The following is a 20,883-nucleotide window of genomic DNA, read 5'->3' as shown; positions in this document are numbered from 1 at the left end:
TGAGGGCCTGATTTCAGTCTCCGAGACCGACGGCCTGACGGACGCGCTCCAGGGTTTTGCGGGCGACGGCGCGGGCTTTTTCAGCGCCTTCGGCGAGGACTTTGTTTACATACTCGGGATTGGCGACGAGCTCGGCGCGCTTCTCGCGGAAGGGGGCGAAGTAATCGGTGATGCCCTGGAGGAGACGCTTTTTGAAGTCGCCATAGCCTTTACCGCCTGCCTCGAAATCAGCCACCATGGCTTCATAATCGGCCGGGGAGGCGACGAGTTGATAGAGGGCAAGGATGCTGCTGCCTTCGACGGGTTTGGGAGACTCCACCGGGGTGGAGTCCGTGGGGATGCTCATGATGGCCTTTTTGAGCTTAGCAGGCTCTTCGAAGAGCTGGATGGTGTTGCCATAGCTCTTGCTCATCTTGCGGCCATCGGTTCCGAGGACGACAGCGGTTTCCTCGCGGATGCGGGGATTTGGCAGCTTTAGCAGGCCCTGGCCGAAGGTCTCATTCATCTTGATGGCGATGTCGCGAGTGACCTCGACATGCTGTTTCTGGTCGCGGCCCACAGGGACGACGTCGGCATCGTAGATGAGGATATCTGCCGCCATAAGGACGGGATAAGCAAAGAGGCCGTGGCTGGCGCTGATGCCATTGGCCACCTTGTCTTTGTAGCTGTGGCAGCGCTCCAACAGGCCCATAGGCGTGACGGTGCTGAGGATCCATGAAAGCTCGGTGTGCTCTGGCACATCACTCTGGCGGAAGAAGACGCATTTTTCGGGGTCGAGACCGCAGGCCAGGAAATCAATGGCGAGATCGCGGACGTTGCTGCGCAGGGCCTTGCCATCGTGAATGCTGGTGAGGGAGTGATAATCAGCAATGAAGTAGAAGGCCTCACCTTCATGTTGCAGCTTCAGCGCTGCCTCCATCATGCCAAAATAATTGCCGATGTGGAGACGTCCGCTGGGTTGGAGGCCGGAAAGGATACGCATAGTCATGTAGAGATGGCTGGCGATGGGGGGAGATTCAAGGGCGGAGCTATATTTTCCGTTGGTGAAATTCCCCGTCAGTCCTCGCATGCAGGAAGATGACCGCTCCAGACGTATTCTGGTGCGTGGGACACTAACCCCCCCGACTGAGACGCCATGACTTTACGTATCCTCTGCACCCTGCTTTGCCTTTTGGCCACCTTTCCCAGCCATGGGCAAACGGTATCCAGAGGGGCCGATGTACAAAGGGTCATTGATCAAGTCATGGCGGAAGTGGGAGGCAAAGACAAGCTTCTCACCCTCTTTCGCATGAAGGAAACCTTTCACTCGGGAGCGAAGCCAACACCGGACGAAGGTAAAAAGGCCACGGTCCGCGTATCCGTCGTCGAACCACCGAAGTACTGGTGGATAGGCAAAAAAGAGCGGGCGGATGAACCAGCGAAATTCGACGTTTGGGCCTGGAGCCTGGGTGTATTGATGGATCCCAAGACGCAGGTGGAAATCATACCTGACCTGACCCATGAAGGGCCGCCGCTCTTTGGCCTAAGCGTCAGTGGCACGATTGATCCGCCCATGGATCTTTACTTCGACAAAGAAACGAAGCTGCTGCGCCGCATCGGCTGGCGGGCTGACTATTACCTGTTCAGCGACTGGAAGGAACACGATGGGGTGAAGTATGCGAGCAAGACAGTGATCTATAAAAAGGCGACTGGTAATCCCTGGTTCTTCCATGAGATCACGGAGATCGAGAGGCTGAAGGAGTTGCCCGCAGGATTGAAGCGTCCATAAAACAGCGCTATGAAACTGCTCCTTATCGCTTTGCTCAGCCTGGTGGTGGTGACATTCAGCCAGGGAGAAACAGTGGTTGTACACAATGCAAAGGAGCTTAAGACGGGGCTCCCGATTTTAAAACCGGGGATGGTTCTAAAAATCGCCGGTGGAGAATACCCTGGCGGCCATCATGTGGTGGGTATCGAACGACTGACCATCGAGGCATTGGATGAAAAGGATCCTCCTCATTTCAAAGGTGGCTCAACCGGCTGGCAATTTTCCCGCTGCAGTGGCCTGACACTGCGGCATCTACACATCAGTGGACAGTCGCAAAACGGCCTTAACCTAGATGATGGAGGCCTCCTGGAGAAACCGGTGGATGGCATCGTGATCGAGAAGGTGCACATCAGCGACATTGGTCCGCAGGGTAATTTTGATGGCATCAAGTGCTCGGGTCTTGAAGGGCTGACGATTCGTGATTGTACCCTTTCTGGCTGGGGTGGACAGGGGATCGATTTTGTGGGCTGTCATAAGTCATTGATCACGGGTTGTCGCTTCATCGGGAAACCGGGTTTTTCAGCGAGTGCGGGCATTCAGCTCAAAGGCGGCACCTCCGAAGTGACTGTGGAAAAATGCCTTTTTAAAAATGGCGGTGCGCGGCCCATCAATATTGGAGGGTCCACCGGGCTGGCCTACTTTCGGCCGCAGGGTGCCAAGCATGAGGCAAGGCAGATCACCGTGCGGGACAATGTTATCGAAGGAAGCCAGTGTGCAGCGGCTTTTGTGGGTGTGGATGGAGCTGAATTCAGCGGGAATACGCTCCTGTATCCTGAGAAATGGATCTTCCGCATCCTCCAAGAAACGACCCAGCCAGGCTTCGTGCCATGCAGGGATGTGGTCATCCGGGATAACCGCATCGTATTCCGCCGCGCCCAGGTGCAGGTAGATATTAATATTGGGCCTGGTGCGGCCCCGGAGACGTTTCGCTTTGAAAACAATCGTTGGTTTGCCGAGGACAATCCCCAGGCATCCATACCCAAACTGCCGGTGGAGGAGGTGAATGGTGACTATGGTAAGGACCCGCGATAAAGGGACGCGGACGCGCGCTCAACCGACCAGTTCAAAAACACCGAATGCGGAGGGAACGTGGAAGTCCGGGCGTTCGGTCTGTGGATTCACCCACGGCATCCATCCAGAGTGAATGCTGCCATCGGGCTTGTGAGAAAACTCGGCGCGGAAGACACCGGCGTAGAACTCGGTGGCTCCGGGTTTGAGGATGTTCAGATCACGTAAAACGGACATTGGTAGCGTGCCCTGGACTGAATAGGTCTGGGCTTCAACCTGAGCTTCGACCTTGAGTTCTGGACAGCTCCATTCCCAGTCAAACTGACGGTAGTGTTTGGCTCGATAAGCCAAGGCTTCACCACGCGGGCTTATTTCAAAGGCGTAGTAGGGGTCAAGGGTGAGATCGGGAGCAAAAAAGACTTCCACGCGATCCGAGCCGAGCACTCGCTCCTTTAAGGTTTCACCTTCGCCGAGAACCAGATCTTTATCCACGCAGCGAAAGCAGAAATGCAAGGAATCATGACTCCATTGTGCACAGAATTTTGTGCTGGGCGGCGGAGTGGCTTCCCAGGGGAACTGGAAATCTTCGATCCAGGTTGCCTGGTTCCAATTAACATTGGAGGGATCACGACGATGGACTTGAAATCTGGGAAGCGGAGCATTTTCAGCGGTCATGGAGAAGCCAGTCTTCCGATAAGGACGGCATCCCTGCAAGGAGCTTCAGCGCTCCTCGACAGCAAGGCGGGTGCCCGCTAGGATGAGACCATCAGCCGCATGAGATATCTTCTTTTTTTAGCAACGATACCCCTGATGTCCCAAGAACCTTCTCCCCTCATCATCGCGCATCGCGGGGCCAGCGGTTACCTGCCGGAGCACACGCTGGAGGCCAAGGCCATGGCCCATGCCATGGGGGCACCGTTCATTGAGCAGGATGTGGTGCTGAGCAAGGACAGTGTGCCAGTGATCCTGCATGACATTCATGTGGATACCATTAGCGATGTGGCGGCACGCTTCCCCGGAAGGCAGCGTGATGACGGGCGCTTTTATGCCCTGGACTTCACTCTGGCAGAGTTAAAACAGTTGAGAGTGACGGAGCGCTTCCATGCGAAAACCGGGCTTCAGGTTTTTCCGAAACGCTTCCCGCTCAATCGCTCCACCTTTCAAATTCCGACGCTCGAAGAAGAGTTGCAATTGATTCAGGGACTGAACCAGAGCACGGGCCGTGAAGCGGGAATTTATCCTGAGATCAAGCAGCCCGAATGGCACCAAAAAGAGGGTCACGACATCAGCCGAATCGTCCTGACCATGCTGGAGAAATATGGTTACACGGGCAAGGAGCATGCGTGCTACGTGCAGTGTTTTGAGTATGCGGAGGTGAAGCGCATACGCGAAGAACTGGGCTGGAAAGGCAAGATGATCATGCTGCTGGGCGGAGGAGCCAGCGGCAATGACGGGACTGACTTTGCGTACTTGCGCTCGCCTGCTGGACTGGCGGAACTGAAGCAAACGGTGGACGGTATCGGGCCTGCGATCAGTAGCATCATTGGCGAAGACCGCCAGATCAGCAGTCTGGTCAAGGAGGCTCATGCCAACGGGCTGAAGGTGCATCCCTATACACTGCGGACAGATGAGCTGCCGAAATTTGCGAAGTCGCCTGAGGACCTGATGGGGCTGCTTTTCACTGATGCGGGTGTGGACGGCCTGTTCACGGACTTTCCGGATGTGGTGCTGAAGTGGCTGGAGAAAAAGTGACCCTGCCAGCCATGAAAAATGCATTGATATGCTTCTTGTTAGCCGTGCTGACCGCACTGCTTTTTATTCTAGGCCGTGAGGAGAGCCCTCAACCGCCAGTGCCGGTACGCCATCCAGAACTTGTGCGCTTGTTCGACAAGGCGGAGCAAAATCCTGCGCTGAGCGGGACGGTCATTGGCTTTTGTCTTTTGAATGCTGAAGGCAAGACGGTGTTTGAGCGGCAGAGTGAAAAGGCATTTATCCCGGCCTCCACTTTAAAAACGGTAACGACGGCGACGGCATTGGAAAAATGGGGACCGGACTACCGCATCCAAACGCACATCAAAAGCACTGCCCGTATGACCGATGGTCTCATCCAGGGAGATGTGATGATTGAAGGAGGTGCAGATCCGATGCTGTCGCTGGAGGATCTGAAATCATGGGTGCAAACCCTGCTGGATAAAGGGCTGAAGCGCATCACAGGGGACATCATCGGCGATGGCCGACTGTTGGCGGGTTCGCTTTACGATGACTTTTGGAACTGGGGCGATATTGGCAATGGGTACGGCAGCGGCGTCGCGGGGCTGAATTTGGAGCACAACCGTTTTACAGCCTCCTTTCAAAGTGGGAGCCAGGAAGGTGCTAAAGCGGTTTTTTTGGGCGCGCTCCCTGAGGTGCCAAGTGTCCGATGGGTGAATGAAGTGACGACGGGGGCCGCAGACACCGGCGATGGCGTGGTCATTTATGGTGGAGAACGCACGGGGGTGATTCATCTGCGCGGCACAGTGCCGCTGGGGGCAGGTGATTTTGCTGTGACAGGGGCGGTCCCAGACCCCGAACGCTATGCCGCGCATCATCTGCGCAGGCTTTTACTAGAAGCTGGCATCGTGGTGGAGGGAGCTGTGATGACGGCTGCGGCAAACGACGTGCCAGAAGCTGCGGAAGTGCTGATCACTCATGAATCACCGCCGCTGCTGGAGATCATCACGAGCATTCATGCGAGCTCTGACAACCATGAAACGGAGTGTTTGTATCGTTTGTTAGGCATTGTGGGCAAGAAGGCACCGGATGAGGTAGTGAGGGAGCATTGGTCAAACCGTGGCCTGATTTTTGAAGGGCTGCGGATGGAGGATGGCTGCGGGCTGGCGCGTGCGGATTTTATCCGTCCACTGGACCTGGCAAGGCTGCAGCATGTGGTGGGAGCAGGGCCTCATGGGAAGGCTTACCGGGCCTCATTATCCGCGACAGAGGATGGCACGCTGCGATGGAAGGGCGGAGCGATGTCTGGTGTGCGTTCTTACACAGGTTTTGTGAAGGGGGCTTCTGGGGAGGAGTTCAGTTTTGCAGTCATGCTGAATCATTTTAGTGATGCGCAGGCGGTGACTACTTTGCGGGATGAGCTTATCCTACTCCTTCGGCAATTGTGATATCGGGCGGGTCAGTCCTTGGTCTCAGTATCGTGGGGGAGGATGGCCATAGAGGGCTGTCTTTTTAGCGGCTCCGTGAGGGGCATGATCCAGCGAGCGGGCGCCAAGTTGCGAGGCTCTCTGGAGAGGTCCACGGTGGGGTCCACGAGTAACTGAGGTTTGCGGCCATTTAGTGAGGCCATGATATGGGCGCGCACTTCCACCTTTTCATAATCCTGCCGCTTGAGCTGCTCCGCCAGGTAGTGGGCAAACTGAAGGATCATGTCCGGTCGGTTGGCCATCTTTCCGCACTGACGCTCCGTGAGATATTCCCCAGGATACACTTCGGTGATGTGGCCATTGCGGAGGTCGGTGACAAGAAAGGTGGCCTGGGCATCTTTGGAACGAAGCTTCATGTGCCAGGAGAAGCGATGTCCCTCCTCAGTCCAATCCACATTTCCAGGGTATAGCCAGTGTCGCAGGGGCATGAGGATTTGAACCAGAAAATAGGCCGCCAGGAGGACAGCGGTGACGTGTTGGCTACGGGTCCAAGGACTGGTGGTCATGGACAGAAGAGGTGATGAGGCCGGGCTTTTTTTACCCAAGACTGATTGCCAGATCCGACGTGGCAGGTCCGCAGGAAAGAAGATCAGCGTGGCACAAAGCATGAACCAGGGAAAGATGCCGATGGAGAACAAGCGGGCATTTAAAAGATGGAAGGCCACAGCCGCAAGAAAGGCCCAGATGCGGGTGCGCTTCCATAGAAGTGCGGGAACGACCAGAAGGTCCAGCAACAGACCGCCATAAACGAAACCAGCCACTACCCGCTCATCCTGGAAATAGGGGCCAATGACGGGAAAATCCATCCGGGCTGCCAACCATGAACGCATGGGCTCACCCGCCAGCCAATCCGGGCCCATCTTGGCGATGCCGCCAAAAAAGTACACCAGCCCGATCTGAGCGCGCAGCAGCCAGAGAGACCAGCCAGGGACAGTCGTCGTGTGCAGTTTGGGCATGCGCCAGGCATCCAAAGAAAAGGCACGGTGTGCAGGAACGAAAATCAGCAGAAAGGAGATGAGACTGACCAGATAAAAGTGGTTCAGGTGCTGGGTCTGATCCAGGAGGAAGACATACGTAAAACCCAAAAAAAACAAGGTGGTGGCCAACCGGTAATAGAGACCGAAAAGGATGCAGATGGAGAGAGCACCCAGGGCATAAAAGTGGTGGTACATGCCATCCCCTTCCCACGGCTTTACCCATTCAAAACCATAGTAGGTGAAGTGAAAATGCGGCTCGATGTAATACCGCCGGATGCGATCCATGGCAAAGTACCGCCACACTTCCCACAGCATGATGCCGCCGAAAGCGATGCGGAAAATCACCAGCCAGGCGATGTGAACCGGCGAAAAGAGAAAAGCATGGAGACGCTGGGACCACGGAGAAGATGAGGGAACTGAGGTGCCCTGCGCAGAAGGCGATATTTCATCCATGGTGAGGTGGGTGGGAGGTGAACCTTCAGACATATCGACTTAGGAAAGAGACTTTCAGTTTTGATAACTTAGAGATCAAATGAGAATTTGAATGGAGCTACAAATGCCATCGAAACAGCCTGGGAGCAGGGATTGGGGTCATGAGATGGGTTTAAGAAGTTTATCTGCCAAGGGGACTTTTTTTGAAAATAACACATCTGGCTATAATTTCTGTTGCATATTCTCACATTTGATACAAATATTGCGAGAACGGATTTTATCAAAAATATGAAAAACTACCTTTGCATGATCCTTCTGTTTGTTCTGGGCTGCGCAATGGTCCGTGCGGCCTGCTCGCTCAGAGCGCCCGGTGTGCCAGTGAATACCCAGTCTGCCACATCGTGTCCGTTTAAAAAAGAAGTCACTCTACCGGGATGCTACAAATTTTCATTCACTGGCTGTCAGGGAAAAGGGACGGCGGTGACCAGTTCCGGCTCAGGCGGGGGCAATAACAATGACGACGACGATGATGACGATGATGATGACGACGACGACGATGATGGCGGCGGTAGCTCTGGAGGTGGCGGCAGCGGGGGTGGCAGTGGCGGCAGCCTCGTCTGCAAAGCAACTGTCGCAGACGACAAGCCCACACCCAACAAAGCTTCGTGCCAGGTTTCATGGGCTAATGTGACTGAATTTAACAAGAGCCCGATCAAAAAGACGACCATTCCTTCCGCCTGTGTTTTCCGCGCCAATACGGTGCCGATGAAGATCAAACTGACCTGGCAGTGTGACAATTCAGCGTCCAAACCGGACGGCATTTTCGACATCCTGGCAGAATATCAAAAGGATCCACCACCGCCCACGGGCAATCTCCAGTTCGCTGTGGGATCCTGGCTCCTGGAAGATGCGGGTTCCCAGCCCCAAGGACTGGCCAGCATCACCCGCGAATAACCCGAAATCACCCCCAGCATGAAATCCCCCCTCCTGCGCATGGCGCTGCCATGGATGGCATGTCTGTGCCCCGTCATATTCGCGTGCAATCTCCACGGCCAACTGGCCCCACCGACCCGGTGGGAAAATGCCCGGGAGACTGCCAAGGAAGAAAACCTGCAGGCTGAAGCTGCCAAGACAAAACCCATGGCGGAGCAAATGGCTGCCATGATGCGGCCCCTGCCTGAAGTGCGGCCGGAGCTGGGTAACACTCTGTATAAAAAATCCATCATTCTGTTTGATGGGCAAATGCATACGCTGATCCCTATTGGCTCCATCCTGCACCTGCCAGCAGCACTCAGAGAAAGGATTATTGCGGAACCGAAGGGTGATTTTACTTACTGGCCAGATTTTTTGAAGCGCAATGCGTCCTGGCTGGCAGGGAAAGAAGTGCCCCTGAAAATGGCGGAGGGTGATGCCAAACTGGCTGCGGCGGTGCTGAAAGAAACCGCGAAGAGCAATCAACTGCTGGTCTCTGTTTACCGGCAGTGCCCCATCAGCGTGCTGGAACCCACTCCTGCACCTATCAAAAGGACGGCCCCATAAAACTGGTCACGACTATGAAAAAGCTCCTGATCTTAACCCTGACCGCAGCGGCGCTGACGGCGCAGGCGGATTCCCAAGCCTGGGTGCGCCAAACGAACCTGACGAACGGGATGCTCTATGACATCCCCCTCACAGCCACGGGCGGCCCGTTTCAGGCTCCGCTACCAGTGAGTGATCTGGGTTCAACCTTTGAACTGTATGCCCGCGGGACTGCCTGGGATACCAAGGTGTACCTGCTGGATACCAAACTGATCCGAGCCTATGCGCCTGAGGTGATGTTTCAAATCACGACTGAAGACAGCTATGTACGGGGTGATCCCGCCTCCTCCAACTATGTGCGACGCACCCGGGCGGACCGCCCCTTTGGCTTCACGGTTCAAGTGTCTGGACTGGTGGCAGGCAGTTCCGCCAAGGCGGAGCGGGAGGTGTATTTCACCTGTCATGGGCGCAATTACGATCCGCTGACCTTTTCCGGCATGAACGCACCGCAGTATCTCATCAGCGAAGCCAACCTAGGAAATGGGAATACCAGCGCCAACGGCCTCTACCATCAATTGAGTTCGCCCCGCCTTTCCGCCGGCTGTGGTGAGCAGGTCTATACCTTTGTGCGCTATGCCGCTGACGGGGTGCCGGATACGATCCTGGCGCAACCCAAGGTGGAGGTCTGGCCAGTGGCCACCGCGAGTGTTGAAAACATCACTTCCAACCAGGTCTTCATTGACCGGATTCCCTCCATCATTGTGCGGTTCACCAATTTGTATCCAGATTCCCGCACCTTCGTGCAGGTGTATCCAGGTACCCAGTCGTTGGGGACAGACGGAACAAAGATCAAAGGGACTGAGCGTGAATACGGTGCTTACTACAATCCCACCCATACGGAAGCCTCCACGAATGTTCCTCAAAACATTGAGATCTCCATGGATGACCTGTCAAACTATGCAGCCCAGGATGGCATCTACACGCTGGAGGTGGTGACGGAGACACCCTTCTTCGGCCGTGCTCCCGAGCGGCTTTTGTATGTCACGTTTGAAGTGGACCGTGTCATTTCCTCACGCGGACAGATTAGTACGACGGAGCTCTCCACAGGGCCATGAAGCGGATCCACCAGCCAACGCAGCGCCGCAGACCGGGCAGCCTCATCATTGAGGTCTCGGTGGCGATGGGTCTTACCACGATGCTGGCGCTGGTGCTGATGCGAGCCTCCATGTTGGCGATCTCTGGGAATCAGTGGGCGATCATGCAAACGCTGACGGATGCCTATCTGACTCGTGAAACGGCACTGGCCAACCGCATCCCTTTTGCCGATGTGGCAAGCGATGCCTCCTCATGGCCCGCTCAATCCAGCGAAGGCCTGGTGGTGAATGAGCAAACGGTGACTCTGGGACGACAGGCAGGCGGACAAGTAGTGCAGGGGGTCTTGAAACGCTTTCGCACGGCGGAGGCGGTGGAGGACAGCGAGCTCTCCCAGGCCATGTGGAGGCTGCACTCCATCCTGGTGTATAACATCGGCGATGAGCAATATACCAAAACCCGCTCCATCCTGCGTGTGCAATGAAGACTCTTTTTCCCAGACGCCCAAGCCGCCTCCGCCCTGGCTTTACGCTGATGGAGGTCTCTACGGCCATGGGTCTGATGGTGATGCTGAGCGGGGCGCTGGTGGTGATGCTGCAGCAGCATCTAAACTTTATGACCATGGCCCAGCGCCAGTCTTTCCTGGCGGAGGAGGCACCGAAGATCGGTGATATCCTGGGCCGTATTTTCCAAAAGACGGACCACTATTTTATCTACTCGAACCTGGAAGGCGCGCAGACAGCGGCAGCGCCTGTATTAACGGGAGGCCGTGCGGTGAGGCTATTTTTCCGAACCGCAGGCCAAACGACGGAGGAGCGCATCATCGCGGCAGAAGCGGGGGGAACAGGTACGAACCTGAGATTTTACGCGCGGCAGGAGGATGGGACGATGACGTCCTGGCTGATCTGCCAGGGCCTTCAGGGAGTAAATTTCAGGGCCGATGAGGGTATCCTGGTGGCTACCCTGACGGGGCCAAATGGCGAGGAAATCAGCTACTGCGGAGGTTCCCGATGAGGCTTTATCCAATCAAACAAACTTCTGGTTATGCTGCGCTGCCGATCATCACAGGCATCGCGCTCATGCTGACCTTCAGTCTGGCGATGCTCTTCAAGCAGACGATCATGAACCGTGATCATGCATCGAAAACGCAACTGAAAGCGGACTATCATCAGCGGGAGGAGGCGCTCCTGAGGGCGCTGGTGGCGGTGTTTCCAAACAAGGCCATCGCCTGCATGAAAGCCAATCTGACGGAGGGGGAAGACCATGATTGGGATGCTATTTTTACAGAGGCTGTGACACTTTCATCGGCCTCCAACCGCCTGCCTCCCGAGCTGGCGGAGGCCCTGGGACTGCTGGGGAAACGCAGCGGGGATGTGGGAGACCACAGCGGCATGGAAGTGCAGAGCTGGATCACCTCCCTGACAGGCCAGCCGGGTGAGGTGACGCCTGGGACGACGGCTTATGCGAACGTTTTTGCCCAGACGGCCTACGCCGGGAAAGTGCCTCCGCTGCTGGACATGAGTGCGGCATTGCAAGCTGCCGATGCAAGGCGGCCTCTGGTCACCCCATTAAAAAGGTATGCGACGCAGGTGCCGGGTCTGCTGGCGGATGTGGTGGCATATCCCACTTATAACCTGATCCCATATCCGAACATCCGGTTCGGATACGCGGCACCTGGGGAGCCCTTTGTGGCCAAGAGGAACTGGTGGGCCTTTACCGTGAACTATGGCAACCGCAGCAGCAGTGTGGCGCGGCACTATGTTCTCTCACTGTATGAAGTGCCCTCCCAGATGCCCATCGAAGCAGCCACGTTTGCCACCATCGGCCAGCATGAGGATGGCACGGCATGGAATGCAGGTACGGTAAGCATCCAGGGGGCTGTTTATGCGGATCAAATGCGGGTGGAAGGAGCCTATGGAGCGGAGCGGCTGGCAGGACGCAGCGGCATCGAGCTGACACAGGAGATGGACCTGGGTGGCGTCTCTGTCGGAGCGGACTTCGATGCCATGGGTGAACGCGAGCGACTGCAAGCAGCCCAGGGCACAGATGCACTGCCCGTGGCCTTATCCGCGAACTCCGGTCGTCTGAGCTTCATGCCCCTGCCCACCGGACTGCCCTACCTGCAACGCGCCCCTGTCGGTGCCAGCCTGAATGCGTGGGAAACTTACATCGCAGGCGGTGCACGGTGCCCGGTGACGGTGGAAACGATCCGTGTGGTGAGCTTTGAAGACCAGACGCCGACGGCTCTGCGCGTGCGTTTCCTCAACCCGGCTGGCGGGACCAAACAAGTCACCCTGCAACGCGATGTCAACTGGCCGACAGTCTTTCAGCCGGGAGGGTCTGCGGTGCCTTTCCAAACGGAGCTGACGAATAACAGCCGTTCCTGTTTGACCTTTTATCCCGCTTTGTTGAATGCCTGGCTGCAGGGGCAGGGCGGAGCTACGGTGCCCAAGAATAACAGCCTGCACTTTGGCGTGGATGCGACGGTAAATCCGCTGACGGTAAGAGCGCTGAGCAATCCGCCTGCAGCCGAAGATATGTGCCTGATCATCCGCCAAGGAAAAGACCTGACGGGTTATACCGCTGGACTGTCTATTGTGGCTCCCTTGCGGGTATATGTGGGAGATGACCTGAATGCGGTGCCCAGGTCAGGTGTTCCAACAGGCTCCGGCCTGACTGCGGGTACGGAGTTTTATCCCCCGCTGTCTATCTTTGCCTCTGAACTGCGAGTAGGCACGACCGGGGTCAACCGGCTCATCGACCATCATGGCCAATTAGGCAGCTTGGCGACGGGTGGAACGGCCACGCCCTGGCAACCACTGGATATGAAATCTGGCAGCGATGATGCGGTGCATGCGGATAGCATCTCCGCTGAGCTTTCTCCCCTGCGCAGCCCAGCTGAACTGCCGCCCATCCATCCGATGAACTGGCTGGTGGTGATCGAGGAGATCCCACAGGATTAATGTTTTCCTATGAGTTCCGCCACTCCCTCTTATGACATCCTCGGCCAACTGGCTGCCGCCTTCCCAGGACGAGAAATTTCCGATGTGCAGGTGCGCACTGGCGGGCTGATTTATCTGCATACCAATCGCGGGCTGGAAATCGCCGAGGCTTTTGGCATCCAGGACGCAGCGGCCGTGGCACGGTTGGCAGAAGGCCTGTATACGCGGCAGTCGGTGGAGATCTGGTCAGATGGCAGCGGCAATGGCACAGCGGAGCAGATGTGGGAAAAGGTGCGGTCCCGGCGAGTGATCGATTTTAGCTGTGAAGAAGGGGCTTTAGGCTCCCCGGTACGCATGCGTGTGCAGGTGCATTTGAGCGAGCATGGCATGGGCGTGACCTGCCGCTGGCTGCGGGCGAAGATTTCCCAACTGGAGACCTTGGGCATTGATCCGCTGATTTCCGACAGCCTGCGTGAGCTGATGCAGCGACGCTTTGGACTGGGGCTGATCACGGGCCCGACGGGGTCCGGAAAATCCACCACGCTGGCGGCCATCCTGGACTGGGTGCGCCGGAATTTTCAAAAGCACATCGTCACCATCGAGGACCCGATCGAATACCGGTACGATACGACGATGGAAGATCCTAACCAGCCGGGCAAGAGTATGCCAGCTCCCTCCCTGGTGACGCAGCAGGAAGTGGGACGTCATACCATCTCGTATCAAAGCGGCCTCAAAGAAGTGCTGCGTAAGACGCCTAACATCATCTTGATCGGAGAAATACGAGATCGCGAAACGATGGAGACTTGCATCGAGGCGGCTCAAACTGGACACTTCGTCTTGTCCACCCTGCATACTCGTGGTGCGGTGAAGACCATCGACCGTATTCTGGAATTCTTTCCGAAGGATCAGCAGCCGGGCATCCTTCACCGGCTGAGCGAGACGCTGACTTTTGTTTTATCCCAAGGTCTCTTGACTGGATTTAACGGCCGCCTGCTGGTGACCGAATACCTGCAAAACACCAGTGATGCGGTGGCGGCCGGGATGCGCGCCTACGATGGCAGCGCCACCTCCCTGGCGGATTCCCTGCGCTATAAAGGCAACCTGCGCTGGGACCAGTGCCTGATGAACCACTACCGTGCCGGGCTGGTCTCTGAGGATGTTTTCAATGCCAACCTGCTGGGGTGAAGCGATGCCACCTCAAGGTTAGTTGAGTTTCTGGATTTTCATGGCCCGGATGGGGCCTTGACCTGAGTGCGTCGGACGTTGTCGCGGATGCGAGTCAGCAGCTTGGCATGTTCTTCCAGCTCGTCACGACGGACTGAGGGTATACCATCCCACCAGCCTTCAGACTGGGCGGTGCTGCGGATTTCCCCGTAACGAGCCAGGGAACGCTCGAGTATATCCCTTTGATGCTGAATGGCCTGAAAATCACGCTGGGTGTTTTCAGGACGTAGTTCATCATTCAGGAGGTTGATGGCAGCTCCGGCTCCGGTGAGTGCATCCGAAAGGCTGCCTCCTTGGCGAAGACCATATGCCATGGCCCGGTGCGACAGTGCTTTCAAAGAAGCTTCGGAGCGCTGTGTCCGCGAGGAAAGATGGAAGTGCAGGATTTCATATAGGATGGCATCCCCTGGATCCAAATGATACGCCAGCCGCAAGCGCACATCGCCGGCGGCATTTACATACCGACGGTGGGCGGCGGACAAGGGCAGCGGGTTGTTGCGCTTGGTGCGGCTTTTTTCCAGCCGGGCCAGCTTGTCCACTCGCTGGTCCAACCATGAGATGTCCTCCGGCTCAGCCATGGCTATAGGCGGTGGAGGGGGAGCAGCGCCCTTTCGTGCAAAGCGTCCAGGAGGAGGCGGCGGCGGTGGGGCTGCTTTTTGAACCGCCGTTTCAGGAGCGGGGGCAGCGCTCTCACCGCCATGCCAGTAGCTGTATAAGGAGTCCCGGATCAGGCGGGCCATCAGACTGCCGTACGCACTTCCGGGAACGGCAAAAACCGGTGGCACGGGCTGCGGCTGAAGCGCAGGCCGTGTGCAGGTGATTCCATGCCCGGCCCACCAGAGGCCGACAGCGGCGGCGAGGCTCAGGAGCGTGTGCGGAAGAGGCATAGGCCAAAGAGGGAGAGGGCGGCTCCTTGCAGAGCCAGCGTCAGGATGCTACCCATGAAATCCGCCGCAGGCAGCGGACCCATTTTGAAAACCAATCGCGGAGTGAGATCCGCCAGATGATAGTGCGGAAGGGCCAGCCAGAGGGATTTTAGAACTCCGGATTCTGCACCGCCGAGGATAGGTCCCAGCCAGGCAGCTCCGAACAGGCCTATAAAAAGCAGACCGACGGGCAGCATGAAGGCAATCACCTCCGCCGTGCGTGTGCCGAGCGAAACCGCGAGCAGCAAAAGCGGTGCCGCACAGAGGCTGTAGAGGGCGCTGTACTGCCAGACGGTGGCCATCCACATTTGCACTTCCTCAGGGCGCTTCGGCATGGTGAAGGTGAAACAGATGGCGATGGCAATGACGACGAGCGCCAACATCCAGACCAGGATGGCGGCCGTCAGTTGCAGGCACTGTCCTACTTTTCCCACCCCTGCTGCCTGCAAATGCTCCAGCATGCCCTCACGCCGCAGGCGATGCCCCAGGGCGGAGGCCTGGAAAGGCAACCAAGTAAAAAGGGCCAGCCAAGCATACACCCAGGCTGCTTGTGCCTGGGCGGGCTGGAGGATTTGTGGATTCACCTCCCAGGGTGTCAGCAGTGGGGCGATCCAGACAAAAAGCAGCGCGCCGAGAAGCAGGAGCCAGCAGCTTCCACGCCCGGCCAGGGCGGCCAGACTGAGGCGGAAGAGGGGCCAGGTGCGGAGGGAGGTCATGAGTGCAAAGTCTGGTAGGTGGCCATCCAGGAATCCCCCGTCCGGGCAGTGGCATGGCGCAACTGGCCACCGGCGATGGTGAGCAGGGAATCCGCCTGCCGCACGCATTCCAGCTCATGCATGATGACCAGGCGCATGGCGGAGGTGTTGGTACTGGCCCAGAGACGGGTCACTTGCTCCCGCGTTTCCGCATCCAGGCCGGTGAGTGGCTCATCCATCAGCAGCACGCTGCCCTGTGTGAGCGAGGCTTTGATCTCAGCAAGAATGAGGATCACCTTTTGGCGGTTGCCCCGGGAGAGCTTGCCGATGGGGCATTTCATATCCAGACGCAGTGTCTCAGCCAAGTTTTCCGCTGCGGCCAGTGAGTCGCCTTTAAACCACGCGCGGAAAAAGGTGCGCGGCTTCATCTCGGGATCAGCCCGCAATTCATCGGCGAAGTAGAGGATCTGGGCTTTCGTGCTGACCTGTCCAGCCAGCGTGGGTGAAAGTCCCGCCAGGGTGCGCAGCAAAGTCGTTTTACCAGAGCCATTCGGGGCGACCAAAAGATGCAATCCCGGACCGGCGCTCACGCTTTGGACAGCTTCTACCAAGCAGCGATCCTGCCGCGTCCAGGGTAATCCTGCACGGTATCCGAATCGAGTGCCCTCTGGGATGTGCAACAGAGCAGGTGAGGTCATGCGTTATAAAATGCGGTACCTTCAGTTGCCAGTGTCCCAAAGTCCATCATTTCCCGCGCCGGACGGGTCATAAACTGTCACTCCCAAGAGCCACTGGGGCGGCATCACGCTGTGGTCAATGGTCAGGGTATCGCCTGACAGGCTGACGGCGGAAGGCAGCGTGGACCAACCTTCTGGCAAGTAAGTCTGGAGTTCTGCGGAAGCGACATCTTCGATCTCCGCCGTGGGGTGATCCGCCATGTAGGAACGCTGGGCTGCAAAAACAGCCTGGAGTGAAATCGCCGCGTCTTTCCCGCGCTGCCAGTCACGCACGGCGGAGATGTTCATGGTGGCGAAGGTGGCCAGCCCGAGAAGCAGCCCAATGACGAGACTGACTTCGATGAGCGTGAACCCGCGACGGTCAGCAGGGTTAAGGTAGGTTTTCATGATTCAGTTTTTGGTGATGACGAGCTTTGCAGCTTCACTTTTGGGGATGATCCGCACTGCGTTCTGGCGGACTTGCACCTGGGGAGCCGAAACTTTGGCCTCAGGAGCTGGACGAACCTTTGCCGCCAGTGCGGGGGGCAGCGTGGCGCGCCGGTGGATGTAAAGGATGCGTGCCTGGTCCGAACTTGCGGGCAAGGCTGGTTTGTCACTCACCTCCCAGCCGCGTACAGCGGCAGTGGCAGGAGCGGGCGTCGGCACCACTGGCGTAACCGCAGCCAGGCCTGGAATAGGGCGTGGCACCAGCTTTGGAGGCGCTGGCGCAGGATCCTCCGCATGCAATATCGCGCAGGGAAAGAGCAGTGAAGCAAGCAGGGCGAATGTTTTCATAAGGGATGGAAATTTTACATGTTGCCGGACTGCATCATGCGCGGACCCATGAGGAAGATGGGCAGCATGGAGCCGGTAAAGACGAAGCCGATAAGCACCACCGCCATGGCCAGGGTGATGAAATTGATGACCTGGGTGAAGTCCGCCATGATGGCGGCGGTATCCTCCTCATAAATATCCCGGAGGAGTTCCAACTGCTGAGGCAGGGATGCCGAGCGCTCACCAATACCAATCATGTGGACAACCTGAGGGTCCAGGTTGGTGTTGCGTTTTAGCGCCTCGGCAAAGGGCACTCCTGAGGATTCATAAACCTGGGAGGCTCTGATGAAATCATCATACATGGGCGTGCCCAGCACGACGCGTGCACTCAGGGCCGAAGCGCGTGCCAAGTTGATGCCATTGGCATAAAGCATCTGCAAGGTGCCGATGTAAGAGCTCTGCCGCAGGCCCATAACCAGCATGGTCAACAGCTTCCAGCGTTTCATGGCCAGGATGAGCAGGGTCTGCCGAAATTCAGCCGATCTGAACAGAGCGGTGATGAATGCGATCAGACCAATGACAAAAAAGGGCCATACCTTCTGCACCACATGGCTGATGGAAAAAATGGCGACTGAGATGGGGTCAGGCTCCTGGCGCACACTCTTCAAGGTATCTTCCACCTGACTGACCACATAGACCTGGGAATAGATAAACAGGCCGATCTGGAATAGAATAACCAGCGACGGTACAAGCAGGGCTGTGCGCAATTTGCTGGCAAACATCATCTCAATCTTGATGCGCCTGGCCAATGCGCTGAAGGCTTCCCCCAACTGGCCTGCATCAGCACCGGCCTCAATGATGGTGATGATGGTGCTATCAAACTTCTGCTCCTTGGCAAAGGCCACATGCACCGGCAGGCCTGCTTCCAGCCGATTGCGGATGTTCATCAGCGATGACTGAAGCTCTGGATCCGGAAGACCCTGGGAATAATAAAGCAGGGCATCGGCGGTGCTGATGTTTGCCTTCAGCATGGAGGCCAGACCACGGAAGAGCTTGATCAGTTCCTTTCTGGAAATGGCTTTGTTTGACTTTTCACTCTTCAGCTTGCCGGAAAGCGGCTTCACCAAGGCCACCCGGAAACCGGGCTTGGCCGCCAGAAGGGCAGCCTGCTCGCGGTTAGGCGCTTCGAACTCAAGGACCTTGGATAACTCCGGCCGCTTGATGTTGCGAAGGGTGACTTGGAACGCATTCATGGCTTATGATTCGTAGGTTAGGTCAAGCACCTTCTTCAGCGCATCGAGGTCGGTTTTACCCTCTGCCATCAGTTTCAAACCATTGTCCCGCAGGGAGGGAAGACCGGATTCCTTTCTGACTTCCTGCTCCAGCTCAAAGGGGGTGATCTCCCCTTTGGCCAGCTTGTCTCCCAGGCGCGGACTGATGGGCAGGATCTCCAGGATGGCAGTGCGTCCAGAATAACCACGACCTTTACATTCGGCGCAGCCTTCTTTGGAATGCACAAAGACGGCTCTTTCCGCCCAGGACGGGTCCAGGTGGAACAGGCGGATCTCCCGCTCTGGAATGCCCGTGCGCTGCTCACGGCAAGCGGTGCAGAGCAGCTTCACCAGCCTCTGGGCGCACGCAGCCTTCAGGGTCTGGGCGATTTTCCACCGCTCCATGCCAAGCTGCTGAAAGCGCTCGATGATCTGCGAAGCACGCGGAGTGTGGATGGTGGTCAGCACTTTATGTCCGGTGATGGCGGCTTCAATCGCCAGCTCGGCAGACTCGCGGTCGCGCACCTCCCCCATTAAAATCACGTCCGGATCTGACCGCATGAAGCTGGCGATCATGGGCTTGAATTCACTGCTGTCGCGCAAGTCACAATGGGTGACGCCGGGGATCTCATCTTCCACCGGGTTTTCCAGAGTGAGGATGTTATCCTCAGGGTGGTTCAGCTCACGCAGCATGGCATTGAGCGTGGTGGATTTTCCAGAGCCGGTAGGCCCGGACATAACGATGATGCCGGAGGGAACGGCCATGGCCTTGTCCAACTCAAACAGGGTCTCTTCATCAAAGGCGAGTGTGCCCATGCCCAGGCGTGCCTCCAGATGCGTCTTGTCCAGAAGACGCATGGTCACGTGGTAACCACGATAGGTGCGGTGGCGCTCATAACGGACCCCGACGGCCCGGCCATAATAACTGGCGGTAAAGCGGCCGGAGATACCAGGGCGCTTGCTGCGCTCCTCGGGAGCAAGCCGCATCAAGTTGAGCAAAAAGGCATCCACACGATCCCGGAGTTTCACCGGCATTTCCACCCGGATGCCGAGGTCCCCATCCACCCGGAAGCAGTATTGGAAACTGGTTTTCTCCGTCTTGATGTGGATGTCCGAGGCGTGCTGTTTGATGGCATCGCTGACCATGCTGGCCACAAGCTGGGCGATGGGCTCGTCATACTGACGGGTCACATCGAAGTCCGGGCTTTCATTGGAAAATTCTTCCACTTCCACCGCTTCCAACTCGGCACGGCTGGGGCCAGAGGAATTGGAGGAACCTTCGATGACGGCAGAGACCTCTGAAGCCAGTGTGACGACCTTCAGCAGTTCATCCTCAGGGAAACGGCTGGCGCAATAATCATCCGCCCGGTAGTCCCACGGATTCGCCACCGCCAGGAGGATCTGAGATGCGCTGCGCCGCAGCGGCACAAACATGCCGCGGGCCATCACCACCGGATCACAGTAGCTGACGAACTCCGCATCCGCCAACTCACGCACCTGCGGAAAGGCGGGCAGACCGGAGGCATGGCCGACAGCACCCAGGATGCGCGTCTTCGAACATTTGCGCACCAGGGCCTCATCCGAGAGGGTCTCATTTCCAGACGTGGAGGAGCGCAACTGGCCAATGATAAGCCGTTGGATCGTTTCGTTGAATTCGATGCCAAGATTAAGATTCATGCGGCAAAGTGGCGCTGCATCAGCAACTGCCAGGAAGGCAAATCGGTGAGAAAGGAAAAGACAAAGGGAGCATCCGCTTCAGTCTCGCGGTTCAGCTCCTGACGAATCCAGAAGGAGGCGACCTGCGCCGCTACCGGATTGATGGAAGCAATGTGAACGATGCTCGTTTCCCCCGCCAGGCTGGCAGGGCAACCCAGCGTGGCGCAGACGTTGCGCAGCTTCGGGCAGTGATCATAAAGACTGGACGCCTTGCCAGGGAGCGGGCCAAAACTCCAGCAGTGAACACGGTCATTCATGCAGGAGCGAAGCAGCTTTTGCATGCGACCGATCTCCCCTTCGACCGTTAAGGAATGTTTCGCCGCCTGGTTTTCAGCGACGAAGGTAAGAAAATCCGTGGGCGGCTTGGCGGAAACCAGGGCGGACTGATAGTCCAGCAGCAACGGTTTGGCCTCGGCCTCCGTGATGTATCCGCCTTCCCTCAAATGATTCATGCTGGTCTGGCCGATGCGCTCCAAGGCCCGTACCAGAATGCTCCGGTCAGTCTGGGCAGGAAGCGATAGGCCGGTGAGGGATTCGGTCATGAAGGGGGGAAGTTGAAGTTCTGGCTTGGGGCAGGTGCAGCGGCGG

Annotated in this window: 22 protein-coding genes; 11 read left to right on the top strand and 11 right to left on the bottom strand. The window is 57.2% G+C overall.

The window, feature by feature from the left end:
• Positions 1–13: 13 nt before the first annotated feature.
• Positions 14–982 carry a tryptophan--tRNA ligase gene (gene trpS, locus EI77_RS09900; RefSeq protein ID WP_133795110.1) on the bottom strand — a complete coding sequence of 323 codons (969 nt, stop codon included), beginning with the start codon at positions 980–982 and terminating at the stop codon, positions 14–16.
• Positions 983–1,135: 153 nt separating this feature from the next.
• Between trpS and EI77_RS09895 the strand changes: the two genes are divergently transcribed.
• The gene (locus tag EI77_RS09895) at positions 1,136–1,768 is read left to right on the top strand and encodes a hypothetical protein (protein ID WP_133795109.1); all 633 of its coding nucleotides are present in this window, start codon (positions 1,136–1,138) and stop codon (positions 1,766–1,768) included.
• Positions 1,769–1,777: 9 nt separating this feature from the next.
• The gene (locus EI77_RS09890) at positions 1,778–2,839 is read left to right on the top strand and encodes a right-handed parallel beta-helix repeat-containing protein (protein ID WP_133795108.1); all 1,062 of its coding nucleotides are present in this window, start codon (positions 1,778–1,780) and stop codon (positions 2,837–2,839) included.
• Between the two features lie 18 nt (positions 2,840–2,857).
• Here EI77_RS09890 and EI77_RS09885 read toward each other — a convergent pair whose 3' ends face one another.
• Positions 2,858–3,490 (bottom strand): sugar-binding protein, encoded by a 633-nt coding sequence (locus EI77_RS09885; RefSeq protein ID WP_133795107.1) that lies wholly within the window; start codon positions 3,488–3,490, stop codon positions 2,858–2,860.
• A 135-nt stretch (positions 3,491–3,625) separates the two neighbouring features.
• On the opposite strand from EI77_RS09885, the gene glpQ reads away from it, so the two are divergent.
• Both glpQ and dacB read left to right on the top strand, forming a co-directional pair.
• The gene (gene glpQ / locus EI77_RS09880) at positions 3,626–4,567 is read left to right on the top strand and encodes a glycerophosphodiester phosphodiesterase (RefSeq protein ID WP_208300323.1); all 942 of its coding nucleotides are present in this window, start codon (positions 3,626–3,628) and stop codon (positions 4,565–4,567) included.
• An 11-nt stretch (positions 4,568–4,578) separates the two neighbouring features.
• A complete protein-coding gene (gene dacB, locus EI77_RS09875; RefSeq protein ID WP_133795105.1) occupies positions 4,579–5,973 on the top strand; it encodes a D-alanyl-D-alanine carboxypeptidase/D-alanyl-D-alanine endopeptidase in 1,395 nt (464 codons plus the stop codon).
• 11 nt (positions 5,974–5,984) lie between these two features.
• Here dacB and EI77_RS09870 read toward each other — a convergent pair whose 3' ends face one another.
• Positions 5,985–7,475, bottom strand: a complete 1,491-nt coding sequence (locus EI77_RS09870; protein WP_208300322.1) for an HTTM domain-containing protein — start codon at positions 7,473–7,475, stop codon at positions 5,985–5,987.
• Between the two features lie 234 nt (positions 7,476–7,709).
• On the opposite strand from EI77_RS09870, the gene EI77_RS09865 reads away from it, so the two are divergent.
• Genes EI77_RS09865 through EI77_RS09835 form a run of 7 tightly spaced genes read left to right on the top strand, consistent with a single transcriptional unit; the run spans position 7,710 to position 14,158 of the window.
• Positions 7,710–8,375, top strand: coding sequence for a hypothetical protein (locus EI77_RS09865; RefSeq protein WP_133795104.1), 666 nt, complete (start codon positions 7,710–7,712; stop codon positions 8,373–8,375).
• 18 nt (positions 8,376–8,393) lie between these two features.
• Positions 8,394–8,960, top strand: a complete 567-nt coding sequence (locus EI77_RS09860) for a hypothetical protein (protein ID WP_133795103.1) — start codon at positions 8,394–8,396, stop codon at positions 8,958–8,960.
• A gap of 14 nt (positions 8,961–8,974) precedes the next feature.
• Positions 8,975–10,054, top strand: coding sequence for a hypothetical protein (locus EI77_RS09855; RefSeq protein WP_133795102.1), 1,080 nt, complete (start codon positions 8,975–8,977; stop codon positions 10,052–10,054).
• Positions 10,051–10,515 (top strand): hypothetical protein, encoded by a 465-nt coding sequence (locus EI77_RS09850; RefSeq protein ID WP_133795101.1) that lies wholly within the window; start codon positions 10,051–10,053, stop codon positions 10,513–10,515. Before EI77_RS09855 ends, EI77_RS09850 begins: the two co-directional genes overlap by 4 nt.
• On the top strand, positions 10,512–11,045 hold the full coding sequence (locus EI77_RS09845) for a type II secretion system protein (protein WP_133795100.1): 534 nt from the start codon (positions 10,512–10,514) through the stop codon (positions 11,043–11,045). The genes EI77_RS09850 and EI77_RS09845 overlap by 4 nt, the downstream gene beginning before the upstream one ends.
• Positions 11,042–12,994 (top strand): hypothetical protein, encoded by a 1,953-nt coding sequence (locus EI77_RS09840; protein WP_133795099.1) that lies wholly within the window; start codon positions 11,042–11,044, stop codon positions 12,992–12,994. The genes EI77_RS09845 and EI77_RS09840 overlap by 4 nt, the downstream gene beginning before the upstream one ends.
• A 9-nt stretch (positions 12,995–13,003) precedes the next feature.
• A complete protein-coding gene (locus tag EI77_RS09835) occupies positions 13,004–14,158 on the top strand; it encodes a type IV pilus twitching motility protein PilT (RefSeq protein WP_133795098.1) in 1,155 nt (384 codons plus the stop codon).
• A 38-nt stretch (positions 14,159–14,196) separates the two neighbouring features.
• Here the strand turns inward: EI77_RS09835 and EI77_RS09830 are convergent, their stop codons facing one another.
• The 8 genes from EI77_RS09830 to EI77_RS09795 are packed head-to-tail and all read right to left on the bottom strand — an operon-like array spanning position 14,197 to position 20,837.
• Positions 14,197–15,084, bottom strand: a complete 888-nt coding sequence (locus EI77_RS09830) for a hypothetical protein (RefSeq protein WP_133795097.1) — start codon at positions 15,082–15,084, stop codon at positions 14,197–14,199.
• Positions 15,060–15,839 carry an ABC transporter permease gene (locus EI77_RS09825; RefSeq protein WP_133795096.1) on the bottom strand — a complete coding sequence of 260 codons (780 nt, stop codon included), beginning with the start codon at positions 15,837–15,839 and terminating at the stop codon, positions 15,060–15,062. Before EI77_RS09825 ends, EI77_RS09830 begins: the two co-directional genes overlap by 25 nt.
• The gene (locus EI77_RS09820; RefSeq protein WP_133795095.1) at positions 15,836–16,516 is read right to left on the bottom strand and encodes an ATP-binding cassette domain-containing protein; all 681 of its coding nucleotides are present in this window, start codon (positions 16,514–16,516) and stop codon (positions 15,836–15,838) included. The genes EI77_RS09825 and EI77_RS09820 overlap by 4 nt, the downstream gene beginning before the upstream one ends.
• A 21-nt stretch (positions 16,517–16,537) precedes the next feature.
• Positions 16,538–16,942: a type II secretion system protein gene (locus tag EI77_RS09815; RefSeq protein WP_133795094.1), complete on the bottom strand. Its 405-nt coding sequence runs from the start codon at positions 16,940–16,942 to the stop codon at positions 16,538–16,540.
• A gap of 3 nt (positions 16,943–16,945) precedes the next feature.
• Positions 16,946–17,329 carry a hypothetical protein gene (locus tag EI77_RS09810; RefSeq protein WP_133795093.1) on the bottom strand — a complete coding sequence of 128 codons (384 nt, stop codon included), beginning with the start codon at positions 17,327–17,329 and terminating at the stop codon, positions 16,946–16,948.
• A gap of 14 nt (positions 17,330–17,343) precedes the next feature.
• On the bottom strand, positions 17,344–18,561 hold the full coding sequence (locus EI77_RS09805) for a type II secretion system F family protein (RefSeq protein WP_133795092.1): 1,218 nt from the start codon (positions 18,559–18,561) through the stop codon (positions 17,344–17,346).
• 3 nt (positions 18,562–18,564) lie between these two features.
• Positions 18,565–20,256 (bottom strand): GspE/PulE family protein, encoded by a 1,692-nt coding sequence (locus EI77_RS09800; protein ID WP_133795091.1) that lies wholly within the window; start codon positions 20,254–20,256, stop codon positions 18,565–18,567.
• Entirely contained in the window at positions 20,253–20,837 is a 585-nt protein-coding gene (locus EI77_RS09795; RefSeq protein ID WP_133795090.1) for a hypothetical protein, read from the bottom strand. The genes EI77_RS09800 and EI77_RS09795 overlap by 4 nt, the downstream gene beginning before the upstream one ends.
• Between the last annotated feature and the right edge of the window lie 46 nt (positions 20,838–20,883).

The organism is Prosthecobacter fusiformis, assembly GCF_004364345.1.
Classification (GTDB): domain Bacteria; phylum Verrucomicrobiota; class Verrucomicrobiia; order Verrucomicrobiales; family Verrucomicrobiaceae; genus Prosthecobacter; species Prosthecobacter fusiformis.
This window is presented reverse-complemented; position numbering and strand designations above follow the sequence as displayed.